This window comes from Sulfitobacter sp. SH22, from assembly GCF_965641905.1.
Classification (GTDB): Bacteria; Pseudomonadota; Alphaproteobacteria; order Rhodobacterales; family Rhodobacteraceae; genus Sulfitobacter.
Map to the genome: position 1 here is coordinate 16,378 of NZ_CBFFKI010000002.1, position 15,828 is coordinate 32,205.

The following is a 15,828-nucleotide window of genomic DNA, read 5'->3' on the forward strand; positions in this document are numbered from 1 at the left end:
TGTAAATCGATACCGCGGCATCGCAGAATTTACCCTAGAGTCTCAAAGATGGAAGGCTTCGCCTATATCCCCGATCCGGGCGATGGACCGAAACTGGCTGGGCGCAACGCCGGCGTGGTCGCGGAAGAAGCGGGTAAAGTGCGCTTGGGTGGAAAAGCCGAGCTTATCGGACATTTGGCCGAAACTCATATCGCTATTGACTGTGCCGAAAATGGCCTGTTCCAGTCGCACAACATTCAGAAAGACGCGCGGGCTTACGCCGGTCGAGGCTTCGAACACACGGAAGAAATTGGCGCGGCTCATGCCTGCCTCTGCCGCCAGTCGCTCGATATTGTCGACCTCGCCCGGTTCGCGTCGGATCATGGCTATGGCTTTTCGTACGCGCCAGTCCACCGATTGCACGCGCGCCGCCTCGCGCAGTCCCGCCCCGACACTGCGCCATTCTGTAAAGCGTTCGATCACAGCGATCATCAGGTCACCGAGCAATTTCTCGTGCTCTACGACATCCGTCGGCGCATGGATCATGGACGTGGCCAGCGCCATCGACAATTTGCGGATTTTTAGCGTTATGGCACCTGTGGCGGATGCGAAGAACCCGGTATCGCCGGACGAGGCCCAGTTCTTTCGGAACTCTGCCAGCCAGATCGGTTCAATATAGAGGGCAAGGATTAGACAATGCGGCCGGTCCGGCTTATGAACATAGGCATGCGGCGTCCAGGCATTCACCAAAACAGCGCTTTCATCCGTGAGGTGCGCTACAGTCTCGCGGACAAGAAACTGCGTGTCAGCACCATCGACTTTCAAAAGGACATGGCAGTGGGGATGAGCGTGCCGCACAAGATTGCGATCCATATCCAGAAGTGCGACACGGCCAAAACTACCAGAACGTATGCGCAGGGCTTCCGACATCGGCATAATCTAGCATTACAGACAGACAATAGATACTAGTAATGATGTAAGGCTGGAATGCCCCATCTGATTTGGCCCACCGTTATGTTTAGAATACGGAGGACGAAGGATGGCAAACAAGCGGCACAAGCTCGAGGAAATAGTTCAGAAGTTGCGGCAGGTTGATGTGCTTGTCGGCCAAGGGATGCAGCGGGTGGATGCAATCCGCAAAGCTGTAAACGCCATTCAGAAATGTCACCGGTTGCGTTGACTGGAGTGCAGCCTGACAGGGCGTAGACCTCAGATATCGGAGCCCTGGCTGGCTGCGCGGAGCTCGCGATATTGGGTTCTGTCGCAAATTTTCTTGACGATTGAAGGCGGCCGTTGTGCGGACGCAATTATGCTGCGAGCGCCCCAAACTGCTGGAATGCGGTGAGGCCGATGGCGTCGAGTTGCCCCTTTCGGATCATGTGTGCAGTCTCGATCCCAGCCAGTGTGGCGTCGGCTGAATGGAAGGCCTTGAAGCCAAGCATGGGGCGCGTGATCCGTTTTATGAAACGGTGGTCCTGTTCCACGATGTTATTGAGGTACTTGACCTGGAGGAACTTGATCGTGCTCCCAGAGCCTGTGAACTTCAAGATGACGTTGACGCTTTCCAGACCCGCCAGATTGGCGCCACTCTTGTCGATAACGACCCGATCCGGTACGCTATTGGTGCCAATTGCCCGCTTGAAAAACCGCCGGGCTGCTGCCTTGTTGCGGCGCTCGGAGAGCATGAAATCAAGGGTTTTGCCTGTATTGTCGACGGCTCGGTAATAATAGGTCCACCGTCCCTTAACCTTGATATAGGTTTCATCCATGCGCCAAGATACGGCGGTCGGCCGCTTTCGCGCTTGGGCATTCGCGGCGATCATCGGCGAGAATTTGACCACCCAACGGTTCAATGTTGCATGGTCAACTTCAGCCCCACGCTCCTCCATGATTTCTTCCAGGTCGCGATAGGAAACGCCATATCGCACATAGAAATACACCGCGTACAGGATCACGCTTTTAGGATAATGGGCTCCCTTGAAATCAACCGACATCCAATACACCCCGCTGCTTGCTTGTTTGAGAACCATGTCGCAAAATCAGCCAACAAACGAAAGACCGCAAAAGTTTGCGACAGAACCCCGCTGGCTGATGATATTTTCTGTCCCCTCGTCGGCCTTGAAGGGCTATCGTTTTCCACGCTCGGTCATTGGCTATGCCGTTTGGGCCTATCACCGCTTCGCCCTCAGCCTGCGGGACGTCGAGGATCTTCTGGCAGAACGCGGCACCACGGTGAGTTACGAGACGATCCGAGTTTGGGTGGCTAAATTTGGAACACAGATTGCTGCCAAGATCCGACGTGATCGAGCGAAGCCCGCTGACAAGTGGCATCTGGACGAAGTTATGATCACGATCCGCGGGAAGAAGCACTGGCTCTGGCGCGCGATCGATGGCAGTGGAGACACGCTCGAGATCCTTGTGCAATCACGCCGAAACGCTAAAGCCGCCAAGCGGTTTCTGCGGAAACTCATGAAGCGGTGGGGGACACCTCGAGTCATCGTGACGGACAAACTGCGCAGTTATGGCGTTGCCACGCGCGAGCTTTGCCCTAGTGTCGATCACAGATCACACAAGGGATTGAACAATCGCAGCGAGGCGTCGCATCGGCATACACGTCGACGGGAGAAGATATTCGGCAGGTTCAAATCTGCAAGACAAGCCCAGATGTTCCTGTCCGTCCACGATCAAACTGCCGTTCTCTTTCGTCCGAAACGCCACCGTCTTTCCGCCGCTGACTACCGCCGCACACGAACACAGGCCCAAGGCTTCTGGGATGGGGTTCTGTCGCAAACTTTTTTGACTTTCGCCGGATCACGTGATGCAGCAGTAATTTTGCGGCAGAGGTGGCGGACGATAGGGGCGGAGCGATGGTTGACTTCAAGGGCGTACATTTCCCAAAGGAAGCGATCTTGTACGCCGTGTTCTTCTATCTGCGCTACCCTGGTTCCTACCGCGAGCTCGAGGAGATCATGGAGGAGCGTGGCGTTGATGTTGATCATGGGACGCTGAACCGTTGGGTGGTTAAGTTTGCGCCGCTGCTGGCGGCACAAGCGCAATCCCGCAAGAAGCCAACGGCTGAATCTTGGCGCATGGACGAAACCTACATCAAGGTTAAGGGCAAATGGACCTACTATTACCGAGCGGTCGACAAGACAGGAAAAACCCTTGATTTCATGCTGTCTGAGCGCCGCGACAAGGCTGCGGCCCGTCGGTTTTTCAAGCGCGCGATTGGCACGAACGGCGTGCCTGACCGTGTTGTCATCGACAAAAGCGGCGCTAATCTGGCGGGTCTGCAAAGCGTCAATGTGATCCTGAAGTTCACGGGCTCATGCAACACCATCAAGATACTGCAGGTTAAATACCTCAACAACATCATCGAACAAGATCATCGCTTCATAAAGCGGATCACGGGCCCAATGCTTGGCTTCAAGGCCTTCCATTCTGCCGAGGCGACCTTGGCTGGGATCGAGACCACGCATATGATCCGAAAGGGGCAGCTCCATGCCAACGGCCTCACCGCATTTCAGCAGTTTGCTGCGCTCGCAGCATAGTTATGTCCGGGCGATGCCCGCACTCAAACTCCAACAAAATTTGCGACAGAACCACCACAAGCGCCAATACCGCGAGAGCGGTTTCGTCCTTGTCCCGCGACCTGTAAATTTGGGAAATAAATCTCGCTGCGACATGCTCAAATGGCTGGTTTTCACGCCGCGCAGCGGCGCTGAGAATGATGCGGACGGGTTCTGTCGCAAACTTTTGCGGTCTTTCGTTTGTTGGCTGATTTTGCGACATGGTTCTCAAACAAGCAAGCAGCGGGGTGTATTGGATGTCGGTTGATTTCAAGGGAGCCCATTATCCTAAAAGCGTGATCCTGTACGCGGTGTATTTCTATGTGCGATATGGCGTTTCCTATCGCGACCTGGAAGAAATCATGGAGGAGCGTGGGGCTGAAGTTGACCATGCAACATTGAACCGTTGGGTGGTCAAATTCTCGCCGATGATCGCCGCGAATGCCCAAGCGCGAAAGCGGCCGACCGCCGTATCTTGGCGCATGGATGAAACCTATATCAAGGTTAAGGGACGGTGGACCTATTATTACCGAGCCGTCGACAATACAGGCAAAACCCTTGATTTCATGCTCTCCGAGCGCCGCAACAAGGCAGCAGCCCGGCGGTTTTTCAAGCGGGCAATTGGCACCAATAGCGTACCGGATCGGGTCGTTATCGACAAGAGTGGCGCCAATCTGGCGGGTCTGGAAAGCGTCAACGTCATCTTGAAGTTCACAGGCTCTGGGAGCACGATCAAGTTCCTCCAGGTCAAGTACCTCAATAACATCGTGGAACAGGACCACCGTTTCATAAAACGGATCACGCGCCCCATGCTTGGCTTCAAGGCCTTCCATTCAGCCGACGCCACACTGGCTGGGATCGAGACTGCACACATGATCCGAAAGGGGCAACTCGACGCCATCGGCCTCACCGCATTCCAGCAGTTTGGGGCGCTCGCAGCATAATTGCGTCCGCACAACGGCCGCCTTCAATCGTCAAGAAAATTTGCGACAGAACCGCTTTCAATGCTATTGTTTCGATTGTTTCGAATATTTCGATTGATCTGGAAGGCATTCGAGACAATATAGGTATCAAGCGCGATCAACAGCGCCAACCAAGGAAAGGATGGGAGCGATGAACGTAACTTCACTCGCCGATTTTGGAGAAAGACTTCCCACAGCAGAAGAGGTGGACAGCGCCGCTGGTGCGATGATGGCCATTGAAACCAGCCGTGACGCTGACGGGTCCCTGACGATTGGCGACACCAAGCTGTCACCCTCGCTGGTCGATCTGATGAGCGACCTGTTCAGCATCGTTGCACGTGGTGAAACCGTGACACTGGTCCCGCTGTCGCGACAACTGACCACGCAAGAAGCAGCAGACCTTCTGAACGTATCCCGCCCCTTTCTGATCAAGCTCATAGATCAAGGCGCGCTGAGCTGTGAAATGGTCGGGACGCATCGACGTGTCGCGCTCAAAAATGTGCTCACTTACAAGGCCAATCGTACGGCTGGGCGGCGGACAGCGATGGCAGAGATGCAGGACATCGCAGAGGATTTGGAGTAACGCGTGATACCTGCGGCCAACCGATACACTGCCGTTCTTGATGCCAGCGTGTTGTTTCCCAACATGAAGCGCGACTTGTTACTCCGCTTCTTTGAAGCAGACTTGTACCGGGCACGCTGGACGGAGCAGATTCAGCAGGAATGGTTGACCAATGCCATCGCCAAATACGCAGACAAGGAAGACCAGCTAAGGCGGACGGATGCGCTGATGCGCAAACATTTTGAGGATGCCTGGGTGGACGGGTACGAGCGGTTCATCGATACCGTCGTCCTTCCCGATCTTGATGACAGGCATGTGGTCGCGGCTGCGATCCGCACCAATGCGCAGTACATTGTGACAGACAATCTCAAGCATTTCCCAGTGGACACTCTGGGCGAACTCGATATCGAACGCGGCTCGGCGGACAAATTTCTGGCAAGCACGTTCGAGCACTACGAGCTGGAAGCCCTAAGCATTATCCGCGAACATCGGGCAAATCTGAGAAGTAAGCTCACAGCACCAGAATATCTGATGAACCTGATTTCAAAGGGGCTGCCCTTACTTTCTGCAAGATTGAAACCACACCGAGACGCGATCTAAGCCTACCTGGACATGACACTCTTCCAATTTTATAGACACAAATTATTATTTGTCTCTAACTCGGCAAGTGCCAGATTATTCTTGTCTGTTTTAGAATGGCGAAGTTACCAAATTCGAGGGCCAGCTCGGCTGCGAAGCACCCCCAGACTGAAGACGTCTGACCCTGCGTGGAGCCAGGATGTGATGATGAGGCGGAACGGCGGGCGCGGAAAATCTAGGAAACCGGTCATTCTTAGCAAGGTATCAATTGACCCAGCGCCTGATCGTTTCCCGGGCTATAATCACGCCGCGTTCGGCAAAAAGGTCTTCAACATCCGCAGCGCTCTCAGCGACCTAGCTGTGAGCCCGTACCGCATTGGCGTTGATCTAAAGAGGCAAGTTAAAGACTTACAGGCGCGTCATCGGGATTGGTATTTCTTTCACCAGCCGCTACACGGACCAGAAGCGTCAAACAACTTGTCGATGCCGTTCTCATCCCCACTGTTCTCGCGGAAAATGGTTACGCACCTCAGGTTTTTTCTTACTTTTGACTTCAACAAAATGGTTACCTATTTGCGGAATTTGATTACTTTTGTGCGGAGTAACTGAGAGAGCCGACGAAAAATGGTTTTCAGCTCAATGTCGGAATTCGGGGCGATAACCAGCCCTTTCGAAAACCACTGAAAATACGGATCTTTGCCGAGTAACCTGACTGGCCGTTCTGAGATCGACCGAATGGTTAACGTCTTCTTAAAAGCAAGCTCCCCCCAAAGCCTCAACTAAAACTGAGCTTAACCATCGGAGGATATTCTGTGTCCAGACGAACTAATGGACACTCGACGTGAAAAACTTTGATCCCTCTAACGCAAATTCCAAACCAATCACCGCCCATTCCAACTATGAAGGCAAATCAGTTTCGCTCAGAAAACTAATCGTGAAAATGTCGACCGCTGCTCATGAGCCGAGCCGACTGCTAGCGCAGACTCTGACTTCGCTAGCCGTCAAAAATAGATGGGCGGTATTGACGAGAGACCTTCATCACAGCCCACCTCTGCGGTGCCCTCCCGTAGTGGTGTGCCCAAAAGTCCTATCCGCAAATCTGAGCGATCTCGTCGCGCAGTTCGGCGAAGTGGTTGCCAACTGCAACGCTCAGTTTGCGGCATACCAAATCGGCATGCTTTACAGTTCTCTTTTGCCAAAGTCCGCGAAATCGCTAGGTGGGATTTTTTATTCTCCGCCAGCGATCTCGGACATGCTTTTGGCCTTGGCTAACGATGCAAAAGCAGATTGGACCCGTCATCGTTTCCTTGAACCAAGCTGTGGTGGTGGCGTCATACTCACTGCGATTGCAGAACGGATGATTGACGCTATCAAACGACGGCCCTGCTCCGAGGTTTTGACCCATCTTTCAAAAAATCTGGTTGGATATGAAATCGATCCCTTCGGCGCTTGGCTCGCTCAAGTTTCAATAGATATCTTGGCGCTGCCGTTTTGCCGTGATCAAGACGCCATCTTTCGTACGATTGTTAAATGTGCTGACACGCTGGCCATCAGAGAGAGCAAACAGTTTGACTTCGTAATCGGTAATCCTCCTTTCGGCAGGACCAAGCTTACAGCCGAACAAAGGCGACATTTTGAACGCAGCACTTTCGGTCATGCCAACCTTTTTGCACTGTTCTGGGACCAAGCACTTCGTTTCGTTCGCGTCGGTGGAACTATCGTATTTGTTACACCTACAAGTTTTCTCTCTGGACGGTATTCCCGCAAACTACGTAATCTGCTGTCTGAACATACGGAACCAAAACACCTGCAATTTTTGCGCTCCAGAAGTAGCGTTTTTGAAGGTGTCAGACAGGAAATGGTAATTTCCAGCGTTACTCGTATTCAACCTCGCCCACCCGTTACTGTCCAAGAAATATACCATGGCTCCAACGGTGAATTGAAAATCTACCAACTCGGACGACATCAAATTACCAGGGAATTAGGTGCGCCGTGGGCGTTCCCACGATCACGGGAACAAGCAGGCCTTGAAAATATTCTGAACGGGTTTGAGTGCCGGTTGAGCGACTGGGGATACTCGGTTTCAACAGGTCCCATCATCTGGAATAGGCATAAGCACAGGCTCAGATCCAATCACACCGGCCAAAGCGTTCCGCTGATCTGGTCAGAAGCCGTTCGGCGGTTGGGGGTCTTTCAATGGCGCGCATCGCGGCAGAAAGGAAAGATCTGGTTTGAAACCGAGAACGGCGACGAACATCTACTGTGCACAGAGCAGTGCATTCTAGTCCAACGGGCAACCACAAAGGAACAGCCTAGGCGGCTCGTAGCGGCCCTACTCCCAAAAACCTTTCTTGACCAACACGGCTCAGTTGTTGTCGAAAATCATATCAACATCATCCGACCCATTCAAAACAGGCCCCGAGTCAGCTTGGAAGATTTAGCAAACTATCTAAACAGCAAGATAGCCGACAATGTACTGCGATGCATAGCAGGTGGCACGTCAGTCTCAGCTTCCGATCTACTTACGATGCCCCTGCCCTCTCCAGGAAAAATCGCATGCTATCTGTAGGTCTGCGTCGTAGCCATGCCCCCGCGGCAATTAATCCAACAACAGGATCAGATATTGCTGTGAAGCTGGGCTTTTTCGTTGGCAAGACTGGCTATTTTCTAAGTGTGGAAACGACTAATGCTGGCAAACATTTTCAGGCTTTGATGAAGGTTTTGTTACCGGCCAACATTGTCAAAGGGCTTGGCTCGCGAATATCCGGGTTGCTCTTATAAGGACCTCCCGTTCTTCTCGGAGAATGCGATTTTCGCGCCGTAGCCTTTCGTTCTCTTTTTCCAGCCCTTGGTCTTGCTCTGGCTCCTTAGCTGAATCGCGCTGCGCCACTATCCATTTGCCCAGAGTGGACTTACCTATACCAAGATCGTCCGCTACTTGCTGGCGTGATCGACCGCTTGTCAGTGCGATACGCACCGCTTCCTTCCTAAATTCGTCAGTCTGTTGTTGGCCCATGTGTTTGCCCTCTCTCGCTGCATCAAAATCGATGGTTTTGGCTGGATAACCCGCCAAATTATCCCAAATCTCCCGTTATGCTATCCACCTCAATCGGGATCACAGATTCCAAGGTGGACACACAAAGGGAGCTCTTGAGACTAATCACCTCGTATTTTTCGAATGTTGAACTTTTTGAGTATCAATTCGATCTCGCCCGTGTCTTCCATATGCTCAAAACAAGATCTCAAAAGACTGAAGAGCCTCCCTTTTTGAATTCCCGCGTCACGGAACAGTACGTTGAACCACTCCTGATCTTCTGGCAGCACTGTTAAGTGCAGCTGCCCTTGATATCTTGATTTTCTCCGATCATCACGTCTGCTCGAGCTGCCAGAATTCGGCGGAAAGCTATCCGTTTCATGCGGACTATCTGGAGGAGCGAGAGCCGCGATGAGTCCATCGCGAACACTCTCTTGAATAAGAGCTGCCAGTTCTTTTTCTAGAAAACTATTCTTATCCATACATCACGTTTTCCGTTTGCTGACCCTACTGGAGAGAACATTCATCCGCTTGAGACAAGTTGGACGAACCATTCATAGTATACTTCATTATTCACAGTATACTTCATAGTCGCAACCTCTATTTGTCTGCTTTGTCAGCGGATGGTCACTTCAGATTCAGATCCACTAATAAATGCGCTCGCGAAGGTACTTCGCAGACACCGCCACGCGGCCGGTTTGTCCCAGGAGGACCTCGCGTTTAGAGCCGGCCGGAGCATGCGATATATTTCGCTCCTTGAAAGCTGTCGGCATCAACCGACGCTGCAAACACTAAAGAGGCTATGTGATGGACTCGAAATATCGCTAGGCAGCTTTGTGACTGAGATCGAAGCTGAAGCAAAACGGATCGAACGTCAGTCTCCCAAAAGCAGCTAAGGTCGGCAGCAAGACGACGCTCCATTTCACCCAAAGCTAAAATCAGCTTGACTGGAGCGCCAAGCGCTCATTTATTAGTTCTATGGCCAGCGCATACACCGACAGAGCATTCCGAATATCCATCTGACTTTCAGACGGACAGTAGGAGTGCCAGGTGGGCAACGGGCCTTATACACCCTTTTTAAGCAGTAGATGACTGCCGGCGCGCGGGTTCGACTCCCGCCACTCCTAGCAAAGAAATAGCAAATTTGTAGAGAGCTATGTGAAAAATCCTGAAACATTTGACTGGAATGATATCAGAACTTCTCTTGAAAGATCGCTTGGCAAAAAAGACATGCAGGGGTGGATTGAGGGCATTGATTTACGCATGCAAAAGATGCGCATTGAGCTTGGAGATTATGAATCCTTACCAAAAATTGCACGGATCAAGCAAGAATCTGGATCCTTGGGCATCTACACCGAAGGCTCTGAAAATGCGCGCGCGAGACAAATGCTTGACGACATCGCCCGCGAGGTCGAACGCAGCTGCGAAAGTTGCGGCAATGCAGCCCAAGCCCAAAAGATTGGCTCAAATATCCGCACGCTTTGTTGTCATTGCTACAATCGCGTTTTGCGTGATCCCTTCAAAGAGAATGACGGCCACGGTACCCGTCTCTTTCTAGATATAGCTGAAAGCTATCCTGACTTGGTTTTGAATAACTGCGCCTCATTGCGACCTGCTGTCGGCAGAGGATGGCTAGATGCACTTGATCGATGTCTTCAGGAAATGGAGCACGCTGTTTTGGAAGCGGACCTTCCGCCTGGTACAGTTCAAATTTCCGATGCCAAGGAAAAATATGGAAGAATTTCAATCGGTTATCATAGATATCACGACTGTGTAGATCTTGCCGAGGCTCAACTTGAACTAGACACATACAAAACATGCGCGATTTGTGGCCATGTTGGCAGCCGAAGGCGGGGAAAAAGCGGAATTTATCCAGCTTGTGATCACTGTTCGTCTCAAAACTTTTACCTTTCGGGCCTCTATGCTGACGCGCGGGAAGCAGAATATAGCCATCCTGTATCATTGAACGATGTACCAGTCCCGACTGGGCCAGAGTTGATGACGTATCATCTAGGCCCGCTTGTTGCGGAGATTGCCGCCGAATTTACTGATTGGCATCCGATTACGATCATCGATCAACTGCTCAGTCATGATCCGGCAGAAAACGGACGCAATCTCGTCGATCTTGTCCGTGACAAGGATGAAGCGGCTCTCTACCGCGTCCTAGAAGCACTCAGAAGCTGAGGTGAACAAATACTGTCTAGGTCTGGACAAACTAACCTTTCACATCGCTTTGGAAATCAGGTTGGGTCCGTCCAATTAAAGGTCGTGGAAGATTCGCGACTGGGCTGCGGAAAGCTGACCGATCCCTAAGTTAGAGGACGGGACCATAAATTGTGTGTGCAAAAGTTGCTTGCACAACATCTTGCATCAAAAGGAATGAAAAATATTAAATTTAACGTTATCAAAACGTTAGGGGCATATATCGCACCAACGCATTAACTATTCCCTTACTTGCGGTATTATCTCAAAGCAAAAAATTGTTGCTTGAGGATAAGTTGCGTGCAATGAGTTAAGTTGTCGCTAACTGGCGCAAATCACGCCATTTAGCGACAAAATACAATCGGCCCACTAAGAGGCCCAGAGGGCAGAATACATTCGAACATGAAAGCTGTAGAATCCAGTTCAATCGCCGCATCCATTGCGTCTAACGCTGCCCGCCTTTCGGAAGCGCTTAACACTCATATGCGCAATAGCTTCCAGCCCGATAGCAGAAAAATGCTACGCAAGTTTCATCCTGCCGAAGTAGCCGAGCTTACCGGCATCAGTATGTCTAATCTCAGGACTCGCCATCAGGACGGTGATTTCCCCGATGTAGAGACCGATTCCAGAGGGCGTAGACTTTATACTGCTGAGGAAATTGACCAAGTTCGCCATGTAATGGCAAGAACGGGCCGCAATGGCGACGCGTATCTTCCTGGACGTCGGGACAACGACGCCCTTCAGGTTATATCAATCGTAAATTTTAAGGGAGGAAGTAGCAAAACGACGAGTGCTATCCACTTAGCTCAAAGATATGCACTGCGTGGCTACAGGGTACTTGCAATCGACATGGACCCCCAAGCTAGTTTGACCACCATGTTTGGATATCGTCCTGAAATTGAATTTGCCGAAGGTGGCACAATTTATGATGCCCTAAAATACGAAGACCCTATTGCTTTGAGTCGAATCATTAGGAAGACCTATTTTCACAACCTCGACCTCGCACCCGCAGGCTTATTGCTGTCTGAGTACGAGACCGAAACAGCCTATGCACTTCAGCACAAAGTCGACCCACCATTTACGCAACGACTTGCGATTGCCCTCGACGAAATTGAAACAAACTACGACCTCGTAATCATCGATTGTCCGCCTCAACTAGGGTTCACAACGATGACTGCTTTGTTGGCATCTACCGGCCTTCTGATCACGGTCGTTCCTAGCATGCTGGATGTTGCCTCAATGGCGCAATTTCTTGAAATGGCTGGAGAAACTGTGCAGACACTTGAGGAGGCCGCAGGGCCAATCGACTGGAACTTCCTTAAGTTCTTGATTGCTCGATATGAGCCAACGGACGTACCCCAGTCACAAATGGCAGGTTTCTTGAGGTCCATTCTCCTCGATCAGGTTTTGACCACACCCATGCTCAAATCTACAGCAATCTCTGATGCGGGGATGACGCAGCAAACCATTTATGAGCTGGACCCCTCCCAGGTTGTCAAAAAGACACTGGTTCGGATCCTTGAGAGTGTGAACGGCGTCGCTGACGAATTCGAGAAAACGATCCAGAAAGCTTGGGGAAGGGAGACTGACTAATGGCCCGTAGAAACCTTTTCCAGCCCCCTCCCCCACCGGATGCAGACAGCCCAGCGGTCCCCGCCGGAGAGCAAAAATCGCGCTTCCCAAATACTGGCGCGATGAGTGGCGTAAAATCCACCTTGAAGGACGTCGCGAGTAATGCGGTGAGAGAAATCTCAGCAGAAGTCATTGAGGAGAACGGCCCTAAGGACCGTCTCTCGTTCACCGATGCCGATGTCGCAACCCTAGCTGAGAGCATTAAGGCCCACGGCCAGCAAGTGCCTATTATGGTACGCCCCATCAAGGACAAACCCGGACACTATAAAATTGTCTATGGTCGCCGCAGATTGCGGGCCTTGCGATCCCTCGGCATCCCCGCGAAGGCACTTGTCAGGTCTCTTTCTGATGAAGAAGCCATTCTTGCCCAGGGACAAGAGAACACCCAGCGTTTGGATCCCAGCTTCATTGAAAAAGCGCTTTTCGCGGCTGAGCTCGCGACAAGTGGTTATGAGCAGGCAATCATTCTCGATGCGCTCGCTGTAGACAAACCAATGCTATCGCGCATGACTAAAGTTGCACGTTCCATTCCAAAGTTAGTCATCGAGCAGATCGGTTCCGCTCATGGCATTGGACGGAGACGTTGGGAAGAGCTCGCGGACCAGTCGCGCAATGATAGCGTCGATCTTGAACAGATCACCGCGACGCTTCAGCTTGATGTCGCCAAGAGCTCCGACTTCCGCTTTGGCATGGTCAGTGACGCCATCACTCAGGCGCTGAAATTTAAGGCCTCTGACAAACCAGCGGCCCCCCCTACCCTCTCCATCAAACTTAGTGATGGGACGGCTTTGGCTGAGGTGAAAGAAACGGCCCGCGCTTTGACATTTAAACTGTCAAAATCTGAGGCCCCAGAATTTGCTCAGTGGATGCGTAACAACGCAGAAGCTGAGCTTACACGTCTCTATGAGGCGTGGCAGTCAGAGCGAAAATCTGACTGATACGACCGAGCAGTAACACTTAAAAAAGGAGCACGACCAGCAGCCAAAAAAGAAAGAGCCCCCCAAGGTATTCCTAGGAGAGCCCAATCTGTTCTTTGCACTTTCAGATTTACCAGCTTCTCCGCGCCAGTCAACAACAACCGATTCGGTTGCAGTAGATTTGCGGCCTTTTTTCTGATTTTCAGAGATATTGGTGCCTTTCACATCAGGTTGTCGTGAAAAAATATGGCATTTACACAAGCAACTGCACCCACTGGGCTGCGGACCAGTGAAATATTGTCCGCGGACAATTCCATTCCAGAGCGCCACATCGTCGTTGCTACGCTTCGCAACGCGGCCCCGCGCCTCGGTCTCAGCGCATCGGTGATTTCGACATTAGATGCGATGCTTTCGTGCCTCGCGCCAAAACGCAACCACCACACAGTGTTTGCATCGAACGCAACACTCACGTTTCGACGCAACGGCATCTCTGACAGAACGATCAGACGTCACGCAGCAACGTTGCAAGAGATTGGTCTACTCGTGCGCCGTGATAGCCCAAATCGGAAGCGCTTCACAAAGCACAACACCCACGAGGGCAAGGCTCTTCGGTTTGGTTTCGATCTTTCACCACTCTTCGCCCGTTTACATGAAATTGCGGCGATGGCTGCGGAGGTCCTGAGGGAACAAGAGAAAATTGATTACCTGCGCGCCAAAATCCGCGCAGCTGCCAATGCGAGCCTCACAAACAACCCAAACGACACCACGGCCCTCAGCATCTTCCGTATCCTTCGCCGTAAATTGTCGCTCCAGGACTGCGAACAAATCCTCACAGACCTGCCCGTCACTAAAGTTGAAGCCGAGGCAACCGCTGATCAAAATTCTAATTTGACGACAACTATGACCGCCAGTGACGGTCATTTTGTCCGGCACCATCATAAGTCAAATAAAGAACATATTGATAAAGAGAGGATTGCTCTAAAAAAAGAACCACCTCTAACCGGTTCTGATGCTCCGATCACAATCCCAGGATTGCTATCAGCGTGTACAGAAGCAGCCAAATTTTCACTGAGAAAGATTGAAACAGTTCATGATGTCGTGGCCCATGCACGAACGCTTGCACCGATGATAGGAATCACTAGCCAAAACTATGAAGCAGCACACGAACGGCTTGGTGCTCTAAGAGCTGCAGCGACAGTATGGGCGATTATGCAGTTCCATGGCAAAATCAAAGCCGTTGGTGCATACTTTCGTTCAATCACTACAGGCTCAAAGAGTGAAGGCTTTAGTCCAGAGAAACTAATAAGCCGACTTGCTACAGCTCAGAACTATGCAGCTTGAACCAACAATTGTCCGCGGACAATTTTCTTCCCGCGAGGCTGGTTGAACGCGCTTCCATGACAATACTAGCTCAGAGAAAGTCACCGAGATCACAGTCCGGCAGCCTTCGTCAGGTTAACGCGGAACCGATCCCGCCGACGTTGATAGCACCGCGTCACCTCTACCTATGCATGACCAAGTTGCTTCTGGATGTAGCGTTCGTCGACGTCAGCACTCGAAGCCAGGCCCGCCCGCAAGCTATGCCCAGAGAACAGGGCAAGGCGCTCTTTCTCGGACAACTCGCTGCGGGGTGTTGTCACGTTAACTCGCCGAGTTTGCAAGTTAGCATGCCGTACGTTGATCAAGGGGCATTTGCCGCGGATTTCCACGCCTCCAATGCTTCGAGCCGATGGTAGCGGATGGTGAGAGCGGACCGACGGCGGGCTGGGACAGAGAAACAATTGCGGGTTGCGGACTGCATAGAGACGAAGCGCTGCAATCCACCCGGTGATCGGAAGCCCTGCATTACTCGCTCTCGTTTTCGGAAAGGTAAATGGCTATTCTCTGCCCGGTTATTCAGCCCCTTGTGTGACCAATGATCAAGGCCAGGCGCGACCTCGCGCTTTGCGGCGCCATAGGATCGTAATTTGTCCGTAATGATCCTTTTGGGCACGAAGCCCCAGCGTTTTATTAGCTTGACCAAAAGCCGCTTTGCGGCGCGCTTGTCTCGCCTCGATTGAAGGATTTCCTCAAGAACAACGCCGTGTTGATCAACCGCGCGCCACAGCCAGTATGACCGGCCCGCGATCTTCACAACGACTTCGTCCAGATGCCAGACATCGCCGGGGCGCGGCTGCCGTCGCCGTAGGACGTGGGCGATCAGGGGGCCGAACTTGACGGTCCAGCGCCGGATCGTTTCATACGAAACGTCCACGCCACGTTCCAGCATCAGCTCCTCGACCTCGCGCAGGCTCAAGTTGAACCGGACGTAGAGCCAAACAACATGAGCAATGATCTGTGGCGGAAACCGGTGGCGCTTGTAGTTAATTTTCAATGTCTGCATCGACAATGC

At 51.9% G+C, this 15,828-nt stretch carries 17 protein-coding genes and 4 pseudogenes; 12 read left to right on the plus strand and 9 right to left on the minus strand.

From position 1 onward, the window contains the following. Nucleotides 1-42 precede the first annotated feature (42 nt). The 3 genes from ACSQ13_RS00410 to ACSQ13_RS00420 form a co-directional block, all read right to left on the minus strand. The gene (locus tag ACSQ13_RS00410) at nucleotides 43-909 is read right to left on the minus strand and encodes a helix-turn-helix transcriptional regulator (protein ID WP_295509681.1); all 867 of its coding nucleotides are present in this window, start codon (nucleotides 907-909) and stop codon (nucleotides 43-45) included. 88 nt (nucleotides 910-997) lie between these two features. Then, a complete protein-coding gene (locus ACSQ13_RS00415; RefSeq protein WP_295509720.1) occupies nucleotides 998-1,147 on the minus strand; it encodes a hypothetical protein in 150 nt (49 codons plus the stop codon). Nucleotides 1,148-1,286: 139 nt separating this feature from the next. Continuing rightward, entirely contained in the window at nucleotides 1,287-1,973 is a 687-nt protein-coding gene (locus ACSQ13_RS00420) for an IS6 family transposase (RefSeq protein ID WP_435988053.1), read from the minus strand. 97 nt (nucleotides 1,974-2,070) lie between these two features. On the opposite strand from ACSQ13_RS00420, the pseudogene ACSQ13_RS00425 reads away from it, so the two are divergent. Continuing rightward, nucleotides 2,071-2,760 (plus strand): annotated as a pseudogene (locus tag ACSQ13_RS00425) (IS6 family transposase); the annotation flags it as partial. An 86-nt stretch (nucleotides 2,761-2,846) separates the two neighbouring features. Next, nucleotides 2,847-3,530 (plus strand): IS6 family transposase, encoded by a 684-nt coding sequence (locus ACSQ13_RS00430; protein ID WP_435988052.1) that lies wholly within the window; start codon nucleotides 2,847-2,849, stop codon nucleotides 3,528-3,530. Here ACSQ13_RS00430 and ACSQ13_RS00435 read toward each other — a convergent pair. After that, nucleotides 3,493-3,822, minus strand: coding sequence for a hypothetical protein (locus tag ACSQ13_RS00435; RefSeq protein ID WP_435988054.1), 330 nt, complete (start codon nucleotides 3,820-3,822; stop codon nucleotides 3,493-3,495). The two genes, ACSQ13_RS00430 and ACSQ13_RS00435, sit on opposite strands and share 38 nt — an antisense overlap. Between ACSQ13_RS00435 and ACSQ13_RS00440 the strand changes: the two genes are divergently transcribed. From ACSQ13_RS00440 to ACSQ13_RS00450, 3 genes are all read left to right on the plus strand, one after another. Further along, a complete protein-coding gene (locus tag ACSQ13_RS00440; protein ID WP_435988053.1) occupies nucleotides 3,806-4,492 on the plus strand; it encodes an IS6 family transposase in 687 nt (228 codons plus the stop codon). The genes ACSQ13_RS00435 and ACSQ13_RS00440 overlap by 17 nt on opposite strands. A 169-nt stretch (nucleotides 4,493-4,661) precedes the next feature. Next, the gene (locus ACSQ13_RS00445) at nucleotides 4,662-5,093 is read left to right on the plus strand and encodes an excisionase family DNA-binding protein (RefSeq protein WP_295512945.1); all 432 of its coding nucleotides are present in this window, start codon (nucleotides 4,662-4,664) and stop codon (nucleotides 5,091-5,093) included. Between the two features lie 3 nt (nucleotides 5,094-5,096). Beyond that, the gene (locus ACSQ13_RS00450) at nucleotides 5,097-5,672 is read left to right on the plus strand and encodes a PIN domain-containing protein (RefSeq protein ID WP_295512944.1); all 576 of its coding nucleotides are present in this window, start codon (nucleotides 5,097-5,099) and stop codon (nucleotides 5,670-5,672) included. Nucleotides 5,673-5,918: 246 nt separating this feature from the next. Here the strand turns inward: ACSQ13_RS00450 and ACSQ13_RS00455 are convergent. Beyond that, a pseudogene (locus tag ACSQ13_RS00455) lies at nucleotides 5,919-6,002 on the minus strand (IS6 family transposase); the annotation flags it as partial. A gap of 490 nt (nucleotides 6,003-6,492) precedes the next feature. On the opposite strand from ACSQ13_RS00455, the gene ACSQ13_RS00460 reads away from it, so the two are divergent. After that, complete coding sequence (locus tag ACSQ13_RS00460; RefSeq protein WP_295512943.1) at nucleotides 6,493-8,220, plus strand: HsdM family class I SAM-dependent methyltransferase; 1,728 nt, start codon at nucleotides 6,493-6,495, stop codon at nucleotides 8,218-8,220. Beyond that, on the plus strand, nucleotides 8,208-8,432 hold the full coding sequence (locus ACSQ13_RS00465) for a hypothetical protein (protein ID WP_295512947.1): 225 nt from the start codon (nucleotides 8,208-8,210) through the stop codon (nucleotides 8,430-8,432). Before ACSQ13_RS00460 ends, ACSQ13_RS00465 begins: the two co-directional genes overlap by 13 nt. On the opposite strand, the pseudogene ACSQ13_RS00470 reads toward ACSQ13_RS00465, so the two are convergent. Beyond that, nucleotides 8,431-8,667: pseudogene (locus ACSQ13_RS00470) on the minus strand (transposase); the annotation flags it as partial. The gene ACSQ13_RS00465 and the pseudogene ACSQ13_RS00470 overlap by 2 nt on opposite strands. Before the next feature lie 140 nt (nucleotides 8,668-8,807). Further along, on the minus strand, nucleotides 8,808-9,167 hold the full coding sequence (locus tag ACSQ13_RS00475) for a hypothetical protein (RefSeq protein WP_295512940.1): 360 nt from the start codon (nucleotides 9,165-9,167) through the stop codon (nucleotides 8,808-8,810). A 141-nt stretch (nucleotides 9,168-9,308) separates the two neighbouring features. Here ACSQ13_RS00475 and ACSQ13_RS00480 point away from each other — a divergent pair, with 141 nt between their 5' ends. From ACSQ13_RS00480 to repC, 5 genes are all read left to right on the plus strand, one after another. After that, the gene (locus tag ACSQ13_RS00480; protein ID WP_295512939.1) at nucleotides 9,309-9,581 is read left to right on the plus strand and encodes a helix-turn-helix domain-containing protein; all 273 of its coding nucleotides are present in this window, start codon (nucleotides 9,309-9,311) and stop codon (nucleotides 9,579-9,581) included. A gap of 262 nt (nucleotides 9,582-9,843) precedes the next feature. After that, complete coding sequence (locus tag ACSQ13_RS00485) at nucleotides 9,844-10,869, plus strand: hypothetical protein (protein WP_295512938.1); 1,026 nt, start codon at nucleotides 9,844-9,846, stop codon at nucleotides 10,867-10,869. A 420-nt stretch (nucleotides 10,870-11,289) separates the two neighbouring features. Beyond that, entirely contained in the window at nucleotides 11,290-12,480 is a 1,191-nt protein-coding gene (gene repA / locus ACSQ13_RS00490) for a plasmid partitioning protein RepA (protein ID WP_295512935.1), read from the plus strand. Further along, nucleotides 12,480-13,457: a plasmid partitioning protein RepB gene (gene repB, locus ACSQ13_RS00495; protein WP_295512934.1), complete on the plus strand. Its 978-nt coding sequence runs from the start codon at nucleotides 12,480-12,482 to the stop codon at nucleotides 13,455-13,457. The genes repA and repB overlap by 1 nt, the downstream gene beginning before the upstream one ends. Before the next feature lie 225 nt (nucleotides 13,458-13,682). Continuing rightward, entirely contained in the window at nucleotides 13,683-14,777 is a 1,095-nt protein-coding gene (repC, locus tag ACSQ13_RS00500; protein WP_295512932.1) for a plasmid replication protein RepC, read from the plus strand. A gap of 89 nt (nucleotides 14,778-14,866) precedes the next feature. On the opposite strand, the pseudogene ACSQ13_RS00505 reads toward repC, so the two are convergent. Both ACSQ13_RS00505 and ACSQ13_RS00510 read right to left on the minus strand, forming a co-directional pair. Next, a pseudogene (locus ACSQ13_RS00505) lies at nucleotides 14,867-15,118 on the minus strand (integrase); the annotation flags it as partial. Beyond that, nucleotides 15,118-15,819 (minus strand): IS6 family transposase, encoded by a 702-nt coding sequence (locus ACSQ13_RS00510; RefSeq protein ID WP_295512931.1) that lies wholly within the window; start codon nucleotides 15,817-15,819, stop codon nucleotides 15,118-15,120. The pseudogene ACSQ13_RS00505 and the gene ACSQ13_RS00510, both read right to left, overlap by 1 nt. Nucleotides 15,820-15,828: the final 9 nt, after the last annotated feature.